Origin of the sequence: Saccharothrix coeruleofusca, from assembly GCF_017876325.1 — a bacterium.
Classification (GTDB): domain Bacteria; phylum Actinomycetota; class Actinomycetes; order Mycobacteriales; family Pseudonocardiaceae; genus Actinosynnema; species Actinosynnema coeruleofuscum.
On record NZ_JAGINV010000001.1, the window covers coordinates 5,129,080 to 5,150,405 of the forward strand.

23 protein-coding genes are annotated in these 21,326 nt (G+C 74.2%); 12 read left to right on the top strand and 11 right to left on the bottom strand.

Going from position 1 to position 21,326, the window contains the following annotated elements; genetic code table 11:
* Positions 1-39: 39 nt before the first annotated feature.
* The 4 genes from infB to rimP form a co-directional block, all read right to left on the bottom strand.
* Complete coding sequence (gene infB, locus JOF41_RS22945) at positions 40-3,117, bottom strand: translation initiation factor IF-2 (protein WP_189222956.1); 3,078 nt, start codon at positions 3,115-3,117, stop codon at positions 40-42.
* A gap of 86 nt (positions 3,118-3,203) precedes the next feature.
* Entirely contained in the window at positions 3,204-3,617 is a 414-nt protein-coding gene (locus tag JOF41_RS22950; RefSeq protein ID WP_372448492.1) for a YlxR family protein, read from the bottom strand.
* Positions 3,571-4,593, bottom strand: coding sequence for a transcription termination factor NusA (gene nusA / locus JOF41_RS22955; RefSeq protein WP_189222954.1), 1,023 nt, complete (start codon positions 4,591-4,593; stop codon positions 3,571-3,573). Before nusA ends, JOF41_RS22950 begins: the two co-directional genes overlap by 47 nt.
* A complete protein-coding gene (gene rimP / locus JOF41_RS22960; RefSeq protein ID WP_189222953.1) occupies positions 4,590-5,114 on the bottom strand; it encodes a ribosome maturation factor RimP in 525 nt (174 codons plus the stop codon). Before rimP ends, nusA begins: the two co-directional genes overlap by 4 nt.
* A gap of 158 nt (positions 5,115-5,272) precedes the next feature.
* Between rimP and JOF41_RS22965 the strand changes: the two genes are divergently transcribed.
* Together JOF41_RS22965 and JOF41_RS22970 are read left to right on the top strand one after the other, a co-directional pair.
* Complete coding sequence (locus JOF41_RS22965; RefSeq protein WP_229795386.1) at positions 5,273-5,716, top strand: hypothetical protein; 444 nt, start codon at positions 5,273-5,275, stop codon at positions 5,714-5,716.
* Positions 5,716-6,150, top strand: a complete 435-nt coding sequence (locus JOF41_RS22970; RefSeq protein WP_189223324.1) for a ferritin-like domain-containing protein — start codon at positions 5,716-5,718, stop codon at positions 6,148-6,150. Before JOF41_RS22965 ends, JOF41_RS22970 begins: the two co-directional genes overlap by 1 nt.
* An 18-nt stretch (positions 6,151-6,168) precedes the next feature.
* Here the strand turns inward: JOF41_RS22970 and JOF41_RS22975 are convergent, their stop codons facing one another.
* From JOF41_RS22975 to JOF41_RS22990, 4 genes are all read right to left on the bottom strand, one after another.
* Positions 6,169-6,876, bottom strand: a complete 708-nt coding sequence (locus JOF41_RS22975) for a hypothetical protein (RefSeq protein WP_209621848.1) — start codon at positions 6,874-6,876, stop codon at positions 6,169-6,171.
* 127 nt (positions 6,877-7,003) lie between these two features.
* A complete protein-coding gene (locus JOF41_RS22980) occupies positions 7,004-8,005 on the bottom strand; it encodes an aminotransferase class V-fold PLP-dependent enzyme (RefSeq protein WP_189222951.1) in 1,002 nt (333 codons plus the stop codon).
* Positions 8,006-8,012: 7 nt separating this feature from the next.
* Entirely contained in the window at positions 8,013-8,492 is a 480-nt protein-coding gene (locus JOF41_RS22985; RefSeq protein WP_209621850.1) for a DUF4442 domain-containing protein, read from the bottom strand.
* A gap of 26 nt (positions 8,493-8,518) precedes the next feature.
* Positions 8,519-9,295 (bottom strand): SDR family NAD(P)-dependent oxidoreductase, encoded by a 777-nt coding sequence (locus tag JOF41_RS22990; protein WP_307867505.1) that lies wholly within the window; start codon positions 9,293-9,295, stop codon positions 8,519-8,521.
* 59 nt (positions 9,296-9,354) lie between these two features.
* On the opposite strand from JOF41_RS22990, the gene JOF41_RS22995 reads away from it, so the two are divergent.
* From JOF41_RS22995 to JOF41_RS23005, 3 genes are all read left to right on the top strand, one after another.
* Positions 9,355-9,762 carry a YjbQ family protein gene (locus tag JOF41_RS22995; RefSeq protein WP_209621854.1) on the top strand — a complete coding sequence of 136 codons (408 nt, stop codon included), beginning with the start codon at positions 9,355-9,357 and terminating at the stop codon, positions 9,760-9,762.
* A gap of 157 nt (positions 9,763-9,919) precedes the next feature.
* Entirely contained in the window at positions 9,920-10,867 is a 948-nt protein-coding gene (locus JOF41_RS23000; RefSeq protein ID WP_209621857.1) for a DUF8017 domain-containing protein, read from the top strand.
* Between the two features lie 3 nt (positions 10,868-10,870).
* Positions 10,871-11,554, top strand: coding sequence for an HAD family hydrolase (locus tag JOF41_RS23005; protein WP_307867506.1), 684 nt, complete (start codon positions 10,871-10,873; stop codon positions 11,552-11,554).
* 76 nt (positions 11,555-11,630) lie between these two features.
* Here the strand turns inward: JOF41_RS23005 and JOF41_RS23010 are convergent, their stop codons facing one another.
* The gene (locus JOF41_RS23010) at positions 11,631-13,376 is read right to left on the bottom strand and encodes a proline--tRNA ligase (protein WP_209621859.1); all 1,746 of its coding nucleotides are present in this window, start codon (positions 13,374-13,376) and stop codon (positions 11,631-11,633) included.
* A gap of 186 nt (positions 13,377-13,562) precedes the next feature.
* Between JOF41_RS23010 and yaaA the strand changes: the two genes are divergently transcribed.
* A complete protein-coding gene (yaaA, locus tag JOF41_RS23015; RefSeq protein WP_189222945.1) occupies positions 13,563-14,303 on the top strand; it encodes a peroxide stress protein YaaA in 741 nt (246 codons plus the stop codon).
* Between the two features lie 34 nt (positions 14,304-14,337).
* Here yaaA and JOF41_RS23020 read toward each other — a convergent pair whose 3' ends face one another.
* A complete protein-coding gene (locus JOF41_RS23020; protein ID WP_189222944.1) occupies positions 14,338-14,556 on the bottom strand; it encodes a hypothetical protein in 219 nt (72 codons plus the stop codon).
* Between the two features lie 86 nt (positions 14,557-14,642).
* Here JOF41_RS23020 and JOF41_RS23025 point away from each other — a divergent pair, with 86 nt between their 5' ends.
* The 4 genes from JOF41_RS23025 (at position 14,643) to JOF41_RS23040 (ending at position 18,561) form a co-directional block, all read left to right on the top strand.
* Positions 14,643-15,587 (top strand): helix-turn-helix domain-containing protein, encoded by a 945-nt coding sequence (locus JOF41_RS23025; RefSeq protein ID WP_189222943.1) that lies wholly within the window; start codon positions 14,643-14,645, stop codon positions 15,585-15,587.
* Between the two features lie 146 nt (positions 15,588-15,733).
* On the top strand, positions 15,734-16,438 hold the full coding sequence (locus JOF41_RS23030; protein WP_189222942.1) for an RNA polymerase sigma factor: 705 nt from the start codon (positions 15,734-15,736) through the stop codon (positions 16,436-16,438).
* Positions 16,431-17,423, top strand: a complete 993-nt coding sequence (locus JOF41_RS23035; protein WP_229795381.1) for a Crp/Fnr family transcriptional regulator — start codon at positions 16,431-16,433, stop codon at positions 17,421-17,423. The genes JOF41_RS23030 and JOF41_RS23035 overlap by 8 nt, the downstream gene beginning before the upstream one ends.
* A gap of 244 nt (positions 17,424-17,667) precedes the next feature.
* Entirely contained in the window at positions 17,668-18,561 is an 894-nt protein-coding gene (locus JOF41_RS23040; RefSeq protein WP_244991858.1) for a serine protein kinase RIO, read from the top strand.
* On the opposite strand, the gene JOF41_RS23045 is transcribed toward JOF41_RS23040, so the two are convergent.
* Positions 18,524-19,081, bottom strand: coding sequence for a TetR/AcrR family transcriptional regulator (locus JOF41_RS23045; protein WP_307867507.1), 558 nt, complete (start codon positions 19,079-19,081; stop codon positions 18,524-18,526). The genes JOF41_RS23040 and JOF41_RS23045 overlap by 38 nt on opposite strands.
* Before the next feature lie 31 nt (positions 19,082-19,112).
* On the opposite strand from JOF41_RS23045, the gene JOF41_RS23050 reads away from it, so the two are divergent.
* Positions 19,113-19,604 (top strand): HXXEE domain-containing protein, encoded by a 492-nt coding sequence (locus JOF41_RS23050; protein WP_209621861.1) that lies wholly within the window; start codon positions 19,113-19,115, stop codon positions 19,602-19,604.
* A gap of 178 nt (positions 19,605-19,782) precedes the next feature.
* Entirely contained in the window at positions 19,783-21,258 is a 1,476-nt protein-coding gene (locus tag JOF41_RS23055; RefSeq protein WP_189222940.1) for a DEAD/DEAH box helicase, read from the top strand.
* The last annotated feature ends 68 nt before the right edge of the window (positions 21,259-21,326 follow it).

Sequence of the window (21,326 nt, forward strand, 5' to 3'; positions counted from 1 at the left end):
GGCCGCCACCAGGACGGCCCCGTGCACCGGGTGGGACGATCAGGCGCGCGGCTTCTCGCGCATCTCGAACGTCTCGATGACGTCGCCGACCTTCAGGTCGGCGTAGTTGCCGAGCGTCAGACCGCACTCGAAGCCCTCGCGGACCTCGGTCGCGTCGTCCTTGAACCGCCGCAGCGAGCTGATCGGCAGGTTCTCCTGGACCACGTTGTTGTCGCGCAGCAGGCGGGCCCGCGCGTTGCGGCGGATCTCGCCCGAGAGCACCATGCAGCCCGCGATCGTGCCGACCTTGGAGGACTTGAAGACCTCGCGGATCTCCGCGCGGCCCAGCTGGACCTCCTCGTACTCCGGCTTGAGCATGCCCTTGAGGGCCTGCTCGATCTCGTCGATCGCCTGGTAGATCACCGTGTAGTAGCGGACGTCCACGCCTTCGCGGTTGGCCAGCTCGGTGGCCTTGCCCTCGGCCCGGACGTTGAAGCCCAGGACGATGGCGCTACCCGCGACGGCGAGGTTGATGTCGCCCTCGGTGATGCCACCGACACCGCGGTGGATGACCCGCAGCTCGACGTCGTCGCCGACCTCGATCTTCATCAGGGCGTCTTCCAGGGCCTCGACGGTGCCCGAGTTGTCGCCCTTGATGATCAGGGTGAGCTGGCTGGTCTCCTTCAGCGCGGCGTCCAGGTCCTCCAGGCTGACGCGCTTGCGCTTGGCGGCGTTCTGCGCGTTGCGGGTGCGGGCCTGGCGGCGCTCGGCGATCTGCCGGGCCACCCGGTCCTCCTCCACCACCAGGAAGGTGTCACCGGCGCGCGGCACCGACGTCAGACCGATGACCAGCACCGGCCGCGACGGGTACGCCTCGGTGACGTCCGCGCCGTACTCGTCGACCATGCGGCGGACGCGGCCGTAGGCGTCGCCCGCGACGATCGAGTCGCCGACCCGCAGCGTGCCGCGCTGCACCAGCACCGTGGCCACCGGGCCGCGACCGCGGTCCAGGTGCGCCTCGATGGCGACGCCCTGGGCCTCCATCTCGGGGTTCGCCCGCAGGTCCAGCGACGCGTCGGCGGTCAGCAGGATCGCCTCCAGCAGGCCGTCGATGTTGATGCCCTGCTTGGCCGAGATGTCCACGAACATGGTGTCGCCGCCGTACTCCTCGGCGACCAGCCCGTACTCGGTGAGCTGCTGGCGGATCTTGGCGGGGTTGGCCCCCTCCTTGTCGATCTTGTTGACCGCGACCACGATCGGCGCGTTGGCCGCCTGGGCGTGGTTGATCGCCTCCACCGTCTGCGGCATCACACCGTCGTCGGCCGCCACCACGATGACCGCGATGTCGGTCGAGTTGGCACCGCGGGCACGCATGGCGGTGAACGCCTCGTGACCCGGCGTGTCGATGAAGGTGATGAGCCGGGGGGTGCCCTCCAGCTCGGTCTCCACCTGGTAGGCGCCGATGTGCTGGGTGATGCCACCCGCCTCGCCCTCGGCCACCTTCGTCTTGCGGATGGTGTCCAGCAGGCGCGTCTTGCCGTGGTCGACGTGACCCATGACGGTGACCACCGGCGGGCGGACCTGGAGGTCGCCCTCGTCACCCGCGTCCTCGCCGTAGGTGATGTCGAAGGTCTCCAGCAGCTCGCGGTCCTCCTCCTCGGGGGACACGACCTGCACGTTGTAGTTCATCTCGGAGCCGAGCAGCTCCAGGATCTCGTCGGAGACGGACTGCGTCGCGGTGACCATCTCGCCGAGGTGGAACAGCACCTGCACCAGCGAAGCCGGGTTGGCGTTGATCTTGTCGGCGAAGTCGGTCAGCGAGGCGCCGCGCGGCAGCCGGATGGTCTCGCCGCTGCCCTTGGGCAGGCGGACGCCACCGACCGAGGGCGCCTGCATGTTGTCCATGTACTCCTGGCGCTTCTGGCGCTTGGACTTGCGCCCGCGCCGCGCCGGACCACCGGGACGGCCGAACGCGCCCGCCGTGCCGCCGCGACCACCGGGGCCACCGCCGCCGGGACGGCCGCGGAAGCCGCCACCACCACCGGCCGGGGCACCGCCGCCACCGCCGGGACCGCCGCGGAAGCCACCGCCACCGCCGCCGCCACCGCCGGGGCCACCGCGGAAGCCACCGCCACCGCCGCCGCCACCGGGACCACCGCGGAAGCCGCCGCCACCGCCGCCGGGACGACCGCCGCCACCGCCGGGACGGCCACCGCCGCCACCGGGGCCGGGACGACCGCCACCGCCACCGGGACGCGGACCGGCCGGGCGGCCGGGCATCATGCCGGGGTTGGGCCTGGGCGGCATGTTGCCGGGGTTGGGCCGGGGCCCGCCGGAACCGGCGGAGCCGCCGGGACGCGGGGCCGGACGCGGGTCACCGGGCTTGGGCGCCGGGCCGCGCTCGCCACCGGGACCGCTGGGCGCGGCCGGGCGCGGGGCGCTGGGCCGCGGCGCGGGGGCGCCGCCGCCGACGCCGAAGGGGTTGTTGCCCGGACGCGGCGGACGCGGGCCCTGCGGCTTGGGAGCCTGGGGCCGGGGCGGCACCACGGACGGGTTCTGCTGCGCGGCAGCGGGCTGCTGCTGCGGACGCGGGCCGGGCCGGGGGCCTGCCGGCTTCGGCGCCTGGGGCGCCGGGGCCTGCGAACGCGCGGCCGGAGCCTGCTGCTGCGCGGCGGGGGCCTGCGGCTGCGCCGCCGGGGCCGGAGCCTGCTGCTGCGCGGCCGGAGCCTGCGGCTGAGGCGCCGGGGCCTGCGGACGCGCGGCCGGGGCCTGCGGCTGGGCCGCCGGAGCGGGCTTGGGGGCCGGCTTCGGGGCCTGCGGGCGCGGGCCGGGCATCGGGCGCGGACCGGGCTTGCCCACCGGCGCGGACGGCCGGGGCTGCTCGGGACGGGCACCGGGCTGCGCGGCAGCGGGCTGCTGCTGCGGGGCCTGCGGCTTCGGGGGGGCCGGGCGAGCGCCGGACTTGGGCTTCGCCTCGGACTTGGCGTAGGCGTCGCGCAGTCGACGGGCCACCGGGGCCTCGACGGTGCTGGACGCGGACTTGACGTACTCGCCCTGGTCGGCGAGCTTGCTCAGTAGTTCCTTGCTGGTGACACCGAGCTCTTTCGCGAGCTCATGCACACGGGCCTTGCCTGCCACTGCTCTCCTCAGGTGATGAGGTCGGCGGCAGTCCCGTCGACCTCGTCTTAACGTCGCGCGTTCATGGCTTCAGCTTCACGGCTGACTCATGACGGGTCGACCTGCTTCCTTGCTTCGTGCCGGTCGCGGGGCGATCCCGCTACCGTCTTCCCGAACCGCTCCACGTGCTCGCGCACACCCTCCACGTCGAGCGCCCCCTGGGCCCGCAGGGCCCTCGGGAACGCCCGCCGCTTCTCGGCGTTGCGGAGGCACTGGGGATCGGGGTGCAGCCATGCTCCCCGCCCCGGCAGCCGTCGGCGCGTGTCCGGGATCACAGTCCCGTCCACGGCCACCACGCGCAGCAGCTCAGCGTACGACGTCCGAGCGCGGCATCCGATGCACGTGCGAACCGGGCCGTCGTGCGTGAAAACCGATCCCCGACGTCGAACCACTGAGAAGTCTATCCCCTGATCGTCATTCAGCCGAACCGGATGTCGCCGCGCCCGCCGGAGCGGACCCACCCGCCTCGGCGTCGCTGCGGATGTCGATGCGCCAGCCGGTCAGCCGCGCGGCCAGCCGGGCGTTCTGCCCCTCCTTGCCGATGGCCAGGGAGAGCTGGAAGTCCGGCACCACCACGCGCGCTGTCTTGGCCCGCTCGTCGAGCACCCTGACCGAGACAACCTTCGCGGGCGACAGGGCATTCCCGACGAACGTGGCCGGATCGTCGGAGTGGTCGATGATGTCGATCTTCTCACCGGCCAGCTCGCTCATCACGTTGCGCACCCGCGCGCCCATCGGGCCGATGCAGGCGCCCTTGGCGTTGACGCCGGGCACCGTCGAGCGGACCGCGATCTTGGACCGGTGGCCCGCCTCGCGCGCCACCGCGGGGATCTCCACGGTGCCGTCGGCGATCTCCGGGACCTCCAGCGCGAACAGCCTGCGCACCAGGTTGGGGTGGGTGCGCGAGAGGGTGATCTGCGGGCCGCGGGCGCCGCGGGAGACGCCCACCACGTAGCACTTGATCCGCGAGCCGTGCTCGTAGCTCTCGCCGGGCACCTGCTCGGCGGGCGGCAGCACGCCCTCGGTGTCGCCGACCTGCACCACGACCATGCCGCGGGCGTTGGCGCGCGCGTCGCGCTGCACCACGCCGCCGATGATCTCGCCCTCCTTGGCGGCGAACTCGCCGAAGGTGCGCTCGTGCTCGGCGTCGCGCAGGCGCTGCAGGATGACCTGGCGGGCGGTGGTCGCGGCGATGCGGCCGAACCCCTCGGGGGTGTCGTCCCACTCCTCGGTGACCGCGCCGTCCGGGCCCAGCTCCTGGGCCAGCACGCGGACCACGCCGGTCTTGCGGTCGATCTCCACCCGCGAGTGCGGGTGGTGGCCCTCGGTGTGCTTGTAGGCGGTCAGCAGGGCGGTCTCGATGGCTTCGAGCACGGTGTCGAAGGGGATGTCCTTGTCCCGTTCGATCGCCCTGAGCGCGGCGATGTCGACGTTCACTCCGACTCCTCCTCCGAACCTCGGCCGCCCAGGAGCGCGAGCTCCTCGGCGGGCGGTTGCTTGAACTCCACCTCGACCACGGCGCGCTCGATGTCGCGGTACTCCACGCGGCGCAGCTCGCCCTTGACCAGCAGCACCACGCCGGTGTCGTCGGCGTCGCCGACCCGGCCGAACCACTCCACCCGATCGGGCTGCTTGACCTTGACCAGGCGCAGCCGGGCGCGCCGCCAGTGCCTCGGCCTGGTCAGCGGCCGGTCCGCCCCCGGAGAGGTGACCTCCAGCGTGTAGGAGCCCGCGATCAGGTGCTCGTGGGCGTCCAGCGCGGCGGAGATCGCGCGGCTGGCCTGCGCCACCTCGTCCAGGCCGATGCCGTCCTCGCCGTCCACGACCACCTTCACCAGCCTGCGGCGCCCAGCCTGGTTCACGTCGAGCAGCTCCAGGTCGAAGCCGATCGCCTCGACCGCCTCCCGCACGACGGGTGCTAGCTGCGCGGCGAGTTCTCCGCGCGGCGGGCTGGACACGTTGACTTCTCCTCGGGTGTCGGTGGTGCAGTCCGGCTGGTGGGCACGACGACCCCGGTCGACGCTGCACTCGCCGGCCGTGGTCGCCCAGACTATCCCCTCCGGCGGGGTCGCACGTGCCACGGCCGACCACCGGGGGTCTGGCAGGATCGGTACACGTGATCGGGAGAACGGCGCTCAGCAGGCGCGGCGTGCTGCTCGCGGTGGCCTCGGCGCCGCTGGCAGTCGCGTGCACCACACCACCACCGCAACCCCCGCCCCCGGACCCGCTGGCGGAGCTGGTGCGGGCCGCGCGGGCGGACTCGGCGCTGGCCTCGGCGGTGGGCGCGAACGAGGTGGCCTCGGCGCGCGCCGAGCACGCCGAGCGGCTGCAGGCCGAGGTGGACCGCGCCGCGCCCGCCGTGCCGTCGGCCTCGGCCGCGCCGTCGGGCACCCCGCCGGTCTCCCCGCCGCCGAACCCGACGCGCGAGCAGCTGGTCGCGGCGCTGCAGGCGGCCCAGAAGCAGGCGGGCGAGCTGCTGCCGTCGCTGCCGACGCACCGGGCCGGCCTGGTGGGCTCGGTGTCCGCCGGGTGCGCGAGCCTGCTGGAGGCGATGCGGTGATGCAGCCGACGACCCATGACGCGGTGCAGGACGCGCTGGCGGCGGAGCACGCGGCGGTGTGGACCTACGGCCTGGTCAGCGCGTTCCTCCAGCAGCAGGCGGCGGACGTGGCGGAGGGCGCCAACGCGCACCGGGCGCGGCGGGACGCCACGGAGCGCTGGCTGCGCGACGCGGGCCAGCAGCCCGAGCCGCCCGCCCCGGCCTACCTGCCGCCCGAGCCGGTGGACAGCGCGTCCTCGGCCGTCGCGGCGCTGGTGGTGGCCGAGAACGACGCCTGCGCGGCCTGGCGGGGCGTGCTGGAGCGCACCGACGACGCGGCGCTGCGGCGGACCGCGCTGGACGCGCTGACGGTCTCGGCGGTGCGGGCGACGCGGTGGCGCAAGGTGGCGGGTCTCACGCCCGTGTCGATCGCCATGCCGGGCGCGGCGGGCTGATCGGCCGGGCGCGGCCGGTCAGCCGAGGTCGGCGGCGAGGCGGAAGGCGTCGGTGCTGATCCGCTTCATCAGCGCGTTGTGCGCGGCCTCGTCGCCGCCGTGCCGGGCGGTGTCGGTCTCGACGATCACCACGTCCTGACCGCGCTGGACCGCGGCGAACCCGCCGTTCGCCAGCGTGCGCAGCCCCTCGACCTTGACCGCGCCGTCCTTGACCAGGTCGTTGACGTTGCCGGTGCCGTCGCGGGCGGTCAGCTCCTTGAGCTTGGTCGCGTCCTGCTCGCTCTTCATCCGCACCACGGAGACCGAGCTGTAGGCGGTCCTCCCGTCGGGCGTGGTGGTCGTGTAGAGCCCTCGGGTGAGCTGCTGGCAGGGCGTGGCGGTCAGGAACTCCTTGGTCTGCCCGTAGGCGTGCTCGGCGCAGCGGCTGTCCTTGACCGGCTGCGGGACCTCCGGCGCCTTGGTGAAGGTGAACTCGCCCGCGGGTTTGGGCGTGGACGTGGGCGCGGCGGTGTCGCGCTCCTCACCGGGCCGCAGCATGAGCCACACCAGGCCGGACACCACGGCGACGCCCACCAGCGCCAGCCCCTTCCACAGCAGCCCGCCGCGCGACGGCCGGGGCGCTCCCTGCTGGGGCGCCCCAGGGCGGGGACCGGGCCGGGGCGCGGGGTGCGGGTGGAACGGGGGCGGCGGCGGGGGGCCGCCCAGCAGGGCGTCGAGGTCACCCATGCGGGCAGGCTCGAACCGCGCGGTGCCCGCCGGTCCGGGGCCGGGCGGTATCCGCGGAATCCGCTGTGTCACCTCTTCAGGCGATTCTGGTGGAACCGTCACGGGGACTCACGGTAACGGACCGCTCTCATCCCAGCGCCTCCAGTACAAGATCGACATCTTCGGCGGTGTTGTAGAGGTGGAACCCCAGCCTGCTCCGCCCGGCGCGCGCGGCGGCGCGCACCCCGACGCGCGCCAGCCGCTCCCCCGGCACGTCCAGGGACACGATCGCCGACCCGGCGGGCGGCAGGTCCAACGCCTTGCGCAGCCCGTCCGCCAGCCCGGTGGTGTGCGCCCGCACCGCCTCCGCGTCCAGCGAGGCCAGCCAGGGCAGCGACACCGACGCGCCCACGTGCGCCCACCAGACCGGGGACAGGTCCAGCCGCCGGGCGTCCGCGGCCAGCCGCAGCGGCAGGTCGTAGACCGTGGTCCACGGGTCGTCCCCGGCGTACCAGTTGGCGGCCAGCGGCGCGGTGCCCGCCAGCGCCCGCTCCGAGCCCGCGAGCCAGGCCGCGCCGCGCGGCGCCAGCAGCCACTTGTACCCGGCCGCGACCACCCAGTCCGCCCAGTCCAGCGCCAGCGGCAGCCAGCCCGCCGCCTGGGTGGCGTCCAGCAGCACCGGCACCCCGGTGGCGCGCAGCCCGTCCAGGTCGACCAGCCGCCCGTCCGCGGACTGCGCCACGCTCACCGCCACCAGGTCGTGCCCGTCGACCGAGGCCACCAGCTCGTCCAGCTCGACCTCGGTCACCCGCAGCCCGCGCGCGGCGAACGGGAACGTGACGCTGGTGAACTCCCCGCGCGCCACCAGCACCCGCGCGCCCTCCGGCAGGCTGCCCGCGACCAGGGCGACCAGCTGCGAGACCGACGCGCCGATGGCGACCCGCTCGGCGGGCACGCCCACGATCCGCCCGAACGCCGCCCGCGCCGCCGCCACGGGCCGGTCGAACGAGGGCGCGTGGTCGGCGCCCGCACCCCACCGCCGCACGGACTCGGCGACCGCCGCGACGGCGGAGGCGGGCGGCACGCCCACGCTGGGGGAGTTCAGGTAGCCGGTGGGGACGTCGAAGGACTCGCCGAACGCTGTGCGCATGCCCCCATCAGACTGGTTCGCCCACCGGCCCGTCCACCGCGCCGCGGTTCTTGCGGCGGGCGTAGACCTGCTTGCGGACCCGCGCGACGACCTCGCCGCCCTCGTCCACGACGTCGGTGTCGAACCAGACCAGCCCCTTGCCGCCGCCCTCGGTCAGCGCGCGCAGCTCGGCCAGGTGCTCGTCGGTGAGCCGGAACTCGGCCTCGACGGTGCCCCGGCCGGGCCGCACGAACTCGATCTCGGCCGCCCGGTCCCACACCACGTGGTCGCGGCCCAGGTTGTGCATGACCAGCAGCATCCAGAACGGGTCGGTCATGGCGAACAGCGAACCGCCGAAGTGGGTGCCCACGTAGTTGCGGTTCCACCAGTGCAGCCGCATCCGCACCCGCGCGCGGCGGTAGTCGTCGGACAGCTCGACCACGCGCACGCCGGCGAACAGGAACGGGGGCCACAGGTTCATGACCCGGCGGAGACGGGAAGCCTTCATGGCGCACATGTTACCCACGGGTAATTTCAGTGCAGGGTGATGACGTTCCCGGTCACCCGCCCAGCCGCCTCGGTGCACAGGAACGCCACCACCGACGCCACCTCCTCCGGCCGCGCCACGGCGGTCGCCGCGCGCACCGCGTCGTTGACCCAGCCGGTGTCCGTGGCGGGCGGCTTGACCATGTTCGCCGTGACGCCGTGCGGGCCCAGCTCGGCCGCCGCGGCCATCGTGTAGTTGTCCAGCGCCGCCTTGGCCGCCCCGTAGGACACCTCGCTGGGGAACCCCTGCGGCCCGCCCGAGGTCAGCCCGACGACGCGGCCCCACGTGCCGCCGCGCGCCAGGTGCCTGCGGGCGAACTCGGCGATCATCAGCGCCCCGGCGCGGGCGTCCACGGCGAACTGCGCGTCGAACGTCTCCGCCGTCACCGGCCGCAGCACGCGGCCGAAGCCGTCCCGCTCCGCCGCCAGGAAGGTGTCCTGCACCCACCCGGAGGCGTTGTTGACCAGCACGTCGACCGGGCCGAAGACCTCCTCCGCGACGTCGAACAGCCGCGCCGGGGCGGTCGGGTCGGTCAGGTCCGACTCGACCGCGTGCGCCCGCCCGCCCGCCGCGGTGATCGCGGCGACCACGGCGTCGGCGCCGGACTCGCGGGCGGTGAAGTACTCCTCGGGCAGGCTGGGGTCCTCCGGCGGGGTGTAGCGCAGGAAGGTGATCAGGACGTCGACCCCCTGCGCCGCCAGCGCCTTGGCGACGGCGGCGCCGATGCCCTGGTTGGCCCCGGTGACGATCGCGGTGTGCGGCACGCGGTGATGCTGCCCCATCACGTCGCGAGCGGTCAGCCCGTTTTCCGTACCCTCGGGTGATGCGCAGCGTGGAGATCGAGATCCGCACCGGGGCCAGCGAGGTCGTGCACGACCTCACCGGCGAGTGCGAGCGGTTCCTGTCCGATGTGGACGGCGACGGGCTGCTGCACGTGTGGGTGCCGCACGCCACCGCCGGACTGGCCGTGCTGGAGACCGGCGCGGGCAGCGACGACGACCTGCTGGCGGCGTTGCGCGAGCTGCTGCCCCCGGACCGCCGGTGGCGGCACCGGCACGGCACGCCGGGCCACGGCCGCGACCACGTGCTGCCCGCGCTGGTGCCGCCGTACGCGACCGTGCCCGTGCTGGGCGGGGTCATGGCGCTGGGCACCTGGCAGTCGGTGTGCCTGGTGGACACCAACGTCGACAACCCGGTCCGCAAGGTCCGCCTCAGCTTCCTCCCCGGTTAGCGCCTGCAAGTACTACCCGCCACCCCCGCACGCGCCGCTTGCTACTACCCGAGCCAACTCGGGTAGTAGCAAGCGGCGCGTCGACGGGGCCCTGGTAGTACTTGCCGACGCGTTGGGGACTGGTGGGGGTGGCGGGGTGGCGGGGTACCGTTGCGCCGTGACTTACCCAGGTGACGGGCAGACCGGCTGGGGTGGCCAGCCCAACCAGGGCGACTGGAACCAGGGCGGCTACCCCCAGCAGGGCGGGTACCCCCAGGCGGGCTTCCCCCAGCAGGGCTACGGCGGTTCCTATGGCGGCCTCGGCGTGTTCTCCGGCGGTGACGAGCCCCCGCCCAAGAAGAGCAGGACGACGCTCTGGGTGGTCATCGGCGCGGTCGTGCTGCTGGTCGCGGGCGGCGTGACGACGTACGTGCTGACCCGCCCCGACGACCAGCAGCAGGCCGGGGGCAGCCCCACCAGCAGCAGCACGCCGCCGTCGAGCACCAGCCGCGAGGTCCCCCCGACCACCGAGCCCGAGGACCAGCCGATCACCTGCGAGCCGGTCAAGTCGGGCTGGAACTGCCTGCCCGTCGAGGCGCTGTCCTACAGCTACGACGTGCCCAAGGGCTGGTCCCGGCGCGACGGCTCGGCCACCATCGACGGCATCCCCGACGCCAGGCTGACCGGCCTGACCGCCTACGGCGTCTACGACTGCGAGGGCAAGGGCTTCAACCGCGGCAGCACCGGCGGCGCGGTGGTCCCGCAGACCGACCTGGGCGCGGTCGCCAAGCAGTTCGCCCAGAAGCTGGGCGAGGAGTTCTACAGCTCCGCGCCGCAGGCCGAGGTCAAGGTCGGCGAGGTCAGGCCGGTCAAGATCCCCTACGAGGCCGACGGCAAGAGGACCGACATCGAGGGCGCCCAGGCGGACGCCACCATCACCACCTCGGGCAACAAGTGCCTGGCCACCAAGGGCATGGTGAAGGTGCTGGTGCTCAAGGGCGACAAGAGCTTCCACGTGTTCATGGCCAACGGCGACCTGGAGGGCGGCCCCGCCGACCCCGCCCCGGTCGCCGAGGCCGACCTGCAGGCCATGGTCGAGTCGGTCAAGCCCCTGCCGGTGAGCTGACCCGTGCGGACGCTGGTGCTCTGGGACATCGACCTGACCCTGGTGGACGCGCACGGCCTCGGCCGCGGCTGGTACCGCACCGCGCTGCTGGCCGCCGCCGGGCTGGAGATGGTGCACACGCCCAGCTTCGCGGGCCGCACCGAGCGCGCGATCACCGCCGAGCTGCTGACCGCGCACGGACTGGAGCCCACCGAGGAGCTGGTCACCAAGCTGCACGCCGAGCTGATCGCGATCGCCGGTGCCGAGCACGCGCTGCTGGCGCGGCGAGGCCGCGCGCTGCCCGGCGCCGCCGAGGCGCTGGCCGCGCTGGCCGCGCGCGGCGACGTGGTGCAGAGCCTGGTCACCGGCAACCTGGTGGAGATCGCGCGGTACAAGCTGGCCGCGTTCGGCCTGGACACCCACCTGGACTGGGAGATCGGCGGCTACGGCTCGGTCTCCGAGCACCGGCCCGCGCTGGTGGCCGAGGCGGTGCGGCTGGCCTCGGCCAAGCACGGCCTGACGCCGTCGTCGGTGGTGGTCATCGGCGACACCCCGCACGACGTGGACGCGGCGCTGCACCACGGCCACGTCGCCATCGGCGTGGCCACCGGCCGCAGCAGCGCGCGGGAGCTGCGGGAGGCGGGCGCGCACGTGGTGCTCGACGACCTGTCCGACACCTCCGCCGTGGTGGCCGCCGTCCTCAGGTGAGCTCGCCCCCCGACCGGGGTCCGGAACCCGTGGTCGGGGGAGCGGGTGGTCCCCACCCGCTCCCCGACCGCGGGGCTCAGCCCCGGACGACCTCGACCAGGTGCCGCACCGCGTCCGCCAGCGGCACCTCGACGCGCTCGCCGGAGCGGCGGTCCTTGACCTCCACGACCCCGTTGGCCAGGCCGCGGCCCACCACCAGGATGGTCGGCACGCCGATCAGCTCGGCGTCGGCGAACTTCACGCCGGGGCTGGCCTTGCGGTCGTCCAGCAGCACCTGCAGCCCGGCCGCCGCCAGCTCGCCCGCGAGCTGCTCGCCGCCTTCGAGCAGGGCCTGGTCCTTGCCCGCCACCACCACGTGCACGTCGGCGGGGGCCACGGCGCGGGGCCAGACCAGGCCGCGCTCGTCGTGGCTCTGCTCGGCGATCGCCGCGACCAGCCGGGACACGCCGATGCCGTAGGAGCCCATGGTGATCCGGATGGGCTTGCTGTCCGGGCCCAGCGCGTCCAGCGCGAACGCGTCGGCGTACTTGCGGCCCAGCTGGAAGATGTGGCCGATCTCGATGCCGCGCGCGGCGACCAGCATACCCCTGCCGTCCGGCGACGGGTCGCCCTCGCGGACCTCGGCGACGTCGATGGTGCCGTCGGGGGTGAAGTCGCGCCCGCAGACCAGGTCCACCACGTGGTGGTCGGCCTTGTCCGCGCCGGTCACCCACGCCGTGCCGCGCACCACGCGCGGGTCGACCAGGTACCGCACGCCGTTGGCCTGCAGCGCCGCCGGGCCGATGTAGCCCTTGACCAGGAAGGGGTGGCGGGCGAAGTCGGCCTCCTCCAGCATCGCCACCTCGGCGGGCTCGACGGCCGCCTCCAGGCGCTTGAGGTCCACCTCGCGGTCGCCGGGCAGGCCGATGGCCAGCAGCTGCCACTCCCGCTCACCGGGCTGGCGGGTCTTGACCAGGACGTTCTTCAGCGTGTCGGCGGCGGTGAACCGCCGCTCGCCCATGCCGTTGAGGAAGGCGACCAGCGTCTCGATGGTCGGCGTGCCGGGCGTGTGGTGGACCTGCGCCTCGGGCTTGTCCTCGACCGGCTGCTCGGGCGGCGCGGGCGTGGTGACCGCCTCGACGTTGGCCGCGTAGTCGGACTCCGTGCTGCGCACGAAGGTGTCCTCGCCGGTCGCCGCGACCGCCAGGAACTCCTCCGAGGCCGAGCCGCCCATCGCGCCGGAGGTGGCGGAGACGATCACGTACTCCATGCCCAGCCGGTCGAAGATGCGGATGTAGGCGTCGCGGTGCTGCTGGTAGGAGCGCGTCAGGCCCTCGTCGTCCAGGTCGAAGGAGTAGGAGTCCTTCATGACGAACTCGCGGCCGCGCAGGATGCCCGCGCGGGGGCGCGCCTCGTCCCGGTACTTGGTCTGGATCTGGTAGAGCGTGACCGGGTAGTCCTTGTAGGAGCTGTACTCGCCCTTCACGGTGAGCGCGAACAGCTCCTCGTGGGTGGGGCCGAGCAGGTAGTCGGCGCCCTTGCGGTCCTTGAGGCGGAAGAGGTTCGGGCCGTACTCGGTCCACCGGTTGGTGGCCTCGTAGGGCTCCTTGGGCAGCAGCGCGGGGAACTGGATCTCCTGCGCGCCGAAGGCGTCCATCTCCTCGCGCACCACGCGCTCGATGTTGCGCAGCACCCGCAGGCCCAGCGGCAGCCACGAGTACCCGCCCGGCGCCACGCGGCGCACGTATCCGGCGCGGACCAGCAGCTTGTGGCTGGGGACTTCGGCGTCGGCCGGGTCCTCGCGCAGGGTGCGCAGGAACAGCGACGACATCCTCGTGATCACGGTGGGCGCTCCTCGTGGCGGGGTAGTCCGCAGAAGGGTAGTGAACCCGGTCCGCCCAGTTCCAACGGGTTACGCCCAGCGTGGCACGGGGTGCCGCCGAGCCCGGCCCGGACGGTGCCTGCCGACCCGGGGGCGACCGGTTCCGCGTCGGCGGGTGGGCCGGGCCGCCCGGTAGGCTCGCCCCCCGTGCTGGTGCTGCTGCCCCCGTCGGAGACCAAGGCGACCGGTGGCGACGGCGCGCCGCTGGAGCTGGAGCGCTTGTCGCACCCGGAGCTGAACCCGGTGCGCGACAAGCTGGTGGACGCCTTGGTCGAGCTGGCTTCGGACGTGCCCGCGGCGCTGGCCGCGCTGGGGCTGTCGCAGCGCCAGGCGGATGAGGTGGCGCGCAACGCGGAACTGCGCCGCTCGCCGACCACGCCCGCCCTGCACCGCTACACCGGGGTGCTCTACGACGCCTTGGACGTCGCGGGCATGACCGGGGCGGAGCGCTCCCGCGCGGCGGGCAGGCTGGCGGTGGCCTCGGCGCTGTTCGGCGTGGTGGGCGGCGCGGACCCGATTCCGGCCTACCGGCTGTCGGGTGGTTCCGCGCTGCCCTCCACGGGTCCGCTGGGCCCGTTGTGGCGGCCCGCGCTGGAGCCGGTGCTGGCTGGCGTGGACGACTTCGTGGTGGACCTGCGGTCGGGGCCTTACGCGTCGTTGGCGCGGGTGCCGCACGCCGTGGTGGTGCGCGTGGTGACCGAGGACGGCGCGGGCAGGCGCAAGGCGGTCAGCCACTTCAACAAGGCGCACAAGGGTTTGCTCGCCCGCGCCATCGCCCGGTCGCGCTCCGAGCCGGGGACCGTGCGCGGGCTGGTGCGGCTGGCCGCGGCGGCGGGGCTGCGGCTGGAGCCGGTCACCGCGACCGCCCTGGACCTCGTGGTCGCCTGAGGGTGGTCGCCTGAGGGCGGTTCACCTGAGGTGGTCAGGCCGAGCGGACCGAGAGCCTGGGCCGCCCGTCGCGCCGCGCCCCAGGGCGCTCGGCGACCGGGTGCAGTTCCGCGCGCACCCTGGGCAGGTCGCGGTCCTCGACGTCGCAGCTGCCCGCCAGCCGCGTGCCGGGCCGGGTGTTCCTGCTGTGGTTGCGCTCCAAGCCGTAGACGACCAGTGCCACGACGGCCAGTGCCAGGAAGATCGCTGTCATGGCGCTAACTATGCGATGAGCAAGAAGCTGCCACCACTGGCAGAGAAGTCGTTGTTCGTCAAAATCCCGCCAGCTATCCTCGACCCGTGCTCACCTCCGCGGCCGTGGTGCTCGTCGACGGCGTCGCCCCCTTCGAGTTCGGCGTGGTCTGCGAGGTCTTCGGCATCGACCGCAGCGACGACGGCGTGCCCCGGCTGGACTTCCGGGTCTGCGCCGAGCGCCCCGGCGAACCGGTGCGCAGCGGCGTCGGCGCGGCGCTGATCGCCGACCACGGCCTGGACGGGCTGGTCGGCGCGGACCTGGTCGCCGTGCCCGCGTGCACCGTCCGCGACGAGTACCCGGAGGCGGTGCTGGCGGCCATCCGCGCGGCCCACGCGGCGGGCAGCACCGTGCTGTCGGTGTGCAGCGGCGCGTTCCTGCTCGGCGCGGCGGGCCTGCTCGACGGCAGGCGCTGCGCCACCCACTGGCGCTACGCCGACGCGCTGGCCGAGCGGTTCCCCGCCGCGCGGGTCGACCCGGACGTGCTGTTCGTCGACGACGGGGACGTGGTCACCAGCGCGGGCACCGCCGCGGGCATCGACGCCTGCCTGCACGTGGTCCGCCGCGAGCTGGGGTCCGCCGTCACCACCGCCATCGCCCGCCGCATGGTGGTGGCCCCGCAGCGCGAGGGCGGCCAGCGCCAGTTCGTCGAGCTGCCCGTGCCGGAAGCGGGCACGCTGCAGCCGCTGCTGGCCTGGCTGCTGGAGAACCTCGGCGTCGAGCACACCGTGGGCAGCCTCGCCGAGCGCGCCGCGATGTCCGAGCGCACCTTCGCCCGCCGCTTCGCCGCCGAGACCGGCACCACCCCGCACCGCTGGCTGACCACGCAGCGCGTGCTGCGCGCCCGGCAGCTGCTGGAGGAGACCCGGCTGGGCGTGGAGGACATCGCCCGCGAGTGCGGCTTCGGCACCGCCGCCCTGCTGCGGCACCACTTCAACGCCTTGGTGGGTATCGCGCCCAAGGATTACCGGCGTTCCTTCGCCCACCGCTGATTCCCCCTTTTGGGGTGGAATTTCCGAATTCGCGGAACGTCCGCGTGCCATCGCACCGACATGCGACATAGAACCGGTTGTGAACCGGTGTCCACAGCGCCCGCGGAGGCGCCCGAGTCGGTGAGGTTGGTTGCCGGGTGGTGCGCATGTCTGAACGGCACACGGGGGACGGCCGTCGGTTACCCGATTCCGACGCCAGGCTGCGTGATCTGCTGCTGGCCGAGGGCTGTTCGGGACCGGTGTGGCAGCGCTTCGCGACCGAGTTGGCCCGCTACGGCTACGCGGTGCTCATGGCGTGGCTGCGCTCGGAGGTGATCTTCACCAAGTGCGCGGAGAAGGGCTGCTGGCCCGGACCGCCGCCGCCGTACTGGGAGCACGACGACCGGGCGGCGCTGGCCGTGGACACGGTGGTCAAGGCCATCAGCGAGTTCCGCCGCAAGGCGCTGCTGGAGGGCGGGTGGAGCCCCGACGGCGGCACCAGCCTGAAGAGCTACTTCACCACCACGTGCGTCTACGCCTTCCCCAACCACTACCGCCGGTGGCGCAGGGAGTTCGACCGGCGGCAGGAGCTGGGCGCCCGCACCGTGCGCACCGAGGACGTGGCCGACCGCCCCGCGCCGGGGCCGGACCCGGCCGAGCTGGTGGTGCGCAGGCTGGAGGTCAGGCAGGGCCTGGCAGGCATCCCCGACGAGCGCACGCAGCGCGCGGTGGTGCTGCGGGAGGCGGGCTACAGCGTCGTGGAGATCGCGGAGCTGCTGGAGACCACCCCCGGTGCCGTCAAGGGGGCGCTGGAGCGCCTGCGGAAGTCCGGCGGCGGCAGGTCGACCGGCAGCGGAGGTAGCAATGTCTGAACCAATCGGCACGTCCGGCCACGACGTGGACGCCGTGGCCATCCTGATCGAGGAGTCGTCGTTGGGCACCGAAGCCGCGCGGGAGTTGCGCAAGCGGACCTCGGACGAGGTCGCCGCGGCCGTCATGGGTCGCGTGGAGATGCTCGACAGCGCGGCGGGGCACCGGCCCGGCCGCCCCGGCCGCTGGACGGCCGCGCCGGCGGCGGGCGCCCCGGCGGGCGCGGTGCTGGGCCAGCTGGCGCTGCGCGAGAACGCCGAGCCCGCCGCCGGGCCGTCCCCGTCACCCTCCCCCGGTTCCTCCGGGTCCTCGTCGGGGTGGCCGCCGGACAGCCTGCTGGACCGGCTGACCGACCGCACCCGGCAGGAGCTGCTGCACCTGGGCACGGTGGTGCGCTACGGGGGCGACCGCGAGGTGATCGAGCAGGACGCCACCGACACGCACGCGCTGCTGCTGCTGGAGGGCGTGGTCAAGGTGCAGACCACCGACGAGACCGGCGACACCGCGCTGCTGGCCATCCGGTCCGCGGGCGACCTGGTCGGCGAGATGGCCGCGCTGGACCGCAAACCGCGCTCGGCGGCCGTGGTGACCTGCGGGGAGGTGGTGGCCAAGCTGATCCCCAGCGGGGAGCTGCTGGCGTTCCTGCACCGCCGCAACGAGGTGTTCGTCGAGCTGATCGCGATGGTCAACGACCGGCTGCGCTGGTCGATCCAGCGCAGGCGCGACTTCCTGTCGCACCCGGCGGCCGAGCGGGTGGCGCGGGTGCTGGCCGAGCTGGTGCAGACCTACGGCAGCCGGGAGCGGCACGGCTGGTCGCTGGGCATCCCGCTGACCAAGGTGGAGCTGGCCTCGATCGCGGGCATGAAGCCGAGGACCGCCGAGAAGGCGTTCAGCGACCTGCGCAAGGCCGGGGTCGTGGTCAGCCACCTGCGGCGCCAGGTGCTGGTGCCGGACCTGGCGGCGCTGCGGGAGTACGCCGGGTTGTGAAAGCGGTTGCCCGCGTGGTGGGAGCGCGGCATGCTGTTCGGCGACCGAGCCGACTTGAGGAGGTGCGCGATGACGATGACCGTCCTGGACGCGGCACCAGCCCGTCCGCTCGCTCCCACCGGCTGACCACCGCCGGTCCGCGCCGGTGGGGCGATCACCTTCTTCCGCAGGGAGCCCCGCAGTGCGCGAGCAGTACCCGAACCTGGAACCCGACTACGAATCCGACTACGACCACGCCGACGACCTGCGCTGGGTGGCCAAGCGCCGCGCGGGTCGCGGCGGCGCCGGACCGACCCGCCGGGGCAGGCTGACCGAGGAGGCCAGGCAGCGGCTGGCCAGGCAGCGCGAGGACGGCGTCGAGCCGCCCGCCGCCGCCGACCGCTGGTCGACCTGGGCCGAGGCCGAGCGCGGCCCGAAGCCGCACCCGTCCTGGCTGGTCACCGACCTGGCCGCGGTGGACCGCGAGCTGGGGGTGGTCAAGACCGGCAAGGAGGCCGACGTCTTCCTGGTGGAGCGGGCCACCCCCGAGCGGTCCTGCCTGCTGGCCGCCAAGCGCTACCGCGACAACGACCACCGGCTGTTCCACCGCGACGCGGGCTACCTGGAGGGCCGCCGGATGCGGCGCTCCCGCGAGATGCGCGCGATGAGCAACCGCAGCGCCTTCGGTCGCAACCTGATCGCCGAGCGGTGGGCGGTGGCCGAGTTCGCCGCGCTGACCAGGCTGTGGCAGCTGGGCGCGCCGGTGCCCTACCCGGTGCAGCGGGTGGGCACCGAGCTGCTGCTGGAGTTCATCGGCGCGGACGGGGTGGCCGCGCCGCGGCTGGCGCGCGCCCAGCCCGACCCCGACCAGCTGCTGGACCTGTGGCGGCAGCTGGTGGACGCGCTGGTCGTGCTGGCCTCGGCGGGCCTGGCGCACGGCGACCTGTCCGCCTACAACCTGCTGGTGCACGACGACAGGCTGGTGGTGATCGACCTGCCGCAGGTGGTGGACCTGGCGGCCAACCCGCGCGGGCCGGAGTTCCTGGCGCGGGACGTGCGCAACGTCGCGGGCTGGTTCGCCGCGCGCGGCCTGCAGCCGGAGCTGGCCGACCCCGAGGAGGTCACCGGGCTACTGCTGGAGGTGGCCGGTCTGCGCTGAGCAGCGGCCAGACCAGGTCGAACACCTCGGCGGCCGGTCGGGCCCGGTCGGTGGCCAGCCAGTGGTAGACCAGCGGGCCGAACAGCAGGTCGCGCACGAGCTCCGGGTCCAGGTCGGCCCGGAGCTCGCCGCGCGCCACGCCGCGCCGCACCACCCGCGCGACCATGGCGTGCCGCTCGGCCAGGAAGTCCGCGACCGGACCGGAGGCGCGCCTGACCTCGGCGTGCACCGCGAGCACCACCCACGACAGGCCGTCGACCAGCGCTCGCGCCAGCGCCAGCAGGTCGTCGCGGGCGCTGCCGGTGTCCGGGTCGGACATCGGCGCCGCGGCGGTCAGCAGCACGTGCGCCACCAAGTGCAGCTTGTCCGGGTGCCGCCGGTACAGGGCGGGTCTGCTCACCCGCGCGCGGGCCGCCACGGCGTCCAGGGTCAGCGCGTCGAACCCGACCTCGTCGAGCAGTTCCAGGGTCGCGTCGGCCAGCGCGCGGTCCACGCGGGCGCTGCGGGGTCGTCCGGCCACCCGAATACGATACAAGATGTAACGTATTGGCATGGTCAGCAAGAAGGTCACCTGGGGCCTGCTCGTCGCCTGGTTGGCGCACGACGCCGAAGAGCTCGCCACCACGTCCTGGTGGACCCGGCGCCAGGCCGGTGTCCCCACCGTCACGCCCGCCCGCTCGGCCGTCGCGATCGGCGTGGTGGGCGCGGTCATGGCCGCCGCGGCGGCGGACGGCGCGCGCACCGGCGGCCGGTCGCGGTTCTTCCAGGCCGCGCTGACCGGCTTCGGGCTGCACTCGATCACCCACGTGGCGGGCAGCGTCGTCTTCCGCGGCTACACGCCCGGCGTGCTCACCGCCCCCACCGTCGTCGCGCCGTTCGCGCTGTGGGCGCGGCGGCGGCTGCGCCGCGCGGGCGTCGCGGCCCCGACCGACCCGAGGGCGCTGCTGTGGTTCCCCGTCGTGGTCGGCGCGGCGCACGCGATCGCGCACTTCACGACCCCTGTGCGCCAGAACACCACGCGGATTCGGCCCTCCCGGCCGTGATCGGCTAGACTGGATGGCGCACCGTCCGGTGGCGCCACCGAAGCGCCCCTCAGGTCACCCACGTGCGACCCGGTGCTCCCACCCACCATCGGCGCGAACGAGCGCCGGGCCCGTCCTCGCGATCGCGCCTGCCCAGCAGAGCAATCCCCGTGACGTGCCGTGTCCCGGAGGTTGTGCTTTGCCACCCTTGTCCGAAGGCCGTTCCGAGCGCCCGCAGTTCCGCAAGTCCCGCAGCAGGCGCCCTGGCCAGGGCAACACCCGCCGCCCGCTCACCGCGGAGGCGGTTCCCACCACCGTGCCCGACCACGTCGAGAGCACCGTCCCCGAGGGCCCGCTGCCCTCGTTCAGCGAGCTGGGCCTGTCCGAGGAGCTGGTGCGCGCGCTGACCTCGGCGGGCATCGCCGAGCCGTTCCCGATCCAGGCCGCCACCCTGCCCGACGCGCTGGCGGGCCGCGACGTGCTCGGCCGGGGCCAGACCGGCTCCGGCAAGACGCTGGCCTTCGGCCTGGCGCTGCTGTCCCGCCTGGCGGGCGAGCGGGCCAAGCCGCTCAAGCCGCGCGGCCTGGTGCTGGTGCCCACCCGCGAACTGGCCATGCAGGTCGAGGAGGCGCTCTCGCCCTTCGCCCGCGCGCTGGGCCTGTGGTGCCGCACGGTCGTCGGCGGCACGTCGTTCCCCCGCCAGATCGACGCGCTGCGCCGCGGCGTCGACCTGCTCATCGCCACCCCCGGCAGGCTGTCCGACCACGTCCGGCAGGGCACCGCCGACCTGTCCGAGGTCATGTTCACCGCGCTGGACGAGGCCGACCAGATGGCGGACATGGGCTTCATGCCGCAGGTCCGGGCCATCCTCGACCTGACCCCGCGCGACGGCCAGCGGCTGCTGTTCTCCGCGACGCTGGACGGCGACGTGGACAAGCTGGTCCGGCAGTACCTGCACGACCCGGTGGTCCACTCGGTCGCGCCGCCCACCGGCAGCGTGACCACCATGGAGCACCACCTGCTGTTCGTCTCCGCCGAGGACAAGCAGTCCGTGGTCACCGAGGTCGCCGCGCGCGAGGGCCGCACGATCATGTTCGTGCGCACCAAGCACCACGTGGACCGGCTGGCCAAGAAGCTGCGCTCGGTCGGCGTCCAGGCGGGCGCGCTGCACGGCGGCAAGGCGCAGAGCGCGCGGACCCGCGTGCTCGGCCAGTTCCGCGAGGGCACCACGCCGGTGCTGATCGCCACGGACGTGGCCGCGCGCGGCATCCACGTCGACGACGTGAGCCTGGTCGTGCACGTCGACCCGCCCGCCGACCCGAAGGACTACCTGCACCGGGCGGGCCGCACGGCGCGCGCGGGCCAGTCCGGCACGGTCGTCACCCTGGTCACCCACGACCAGCGGCGCGCGGTGCAGGGCCTGACCGCGCGGGCGGGCATCCGCCCGGCGTCGACCAAGGTCCGCCCCGGTGACGAGGACCTGATCCGCATCACCGGCGCCCGCGAGCCCAGCGGCATCCCGGTGGCCGAGCCCGAGGTCCCGGTCCGCGCCCGGCGCGGCGGCGGTGGCGGCGGTCCCCGGCGCAGCGGCGGCCAGTTCCGCGGCGGCCGGTTCGACCGCGACCGCGAGCGCGGCGGCGGCAGCGGCCGTCCCCGGCGGGTCGCGCAGCACTGACCCCGGCACGTGAAGCGCCCCTCCCCCGTGCGGGGAGGGGCGCTTCGCCGTTCGCGGGAGGGTGACGG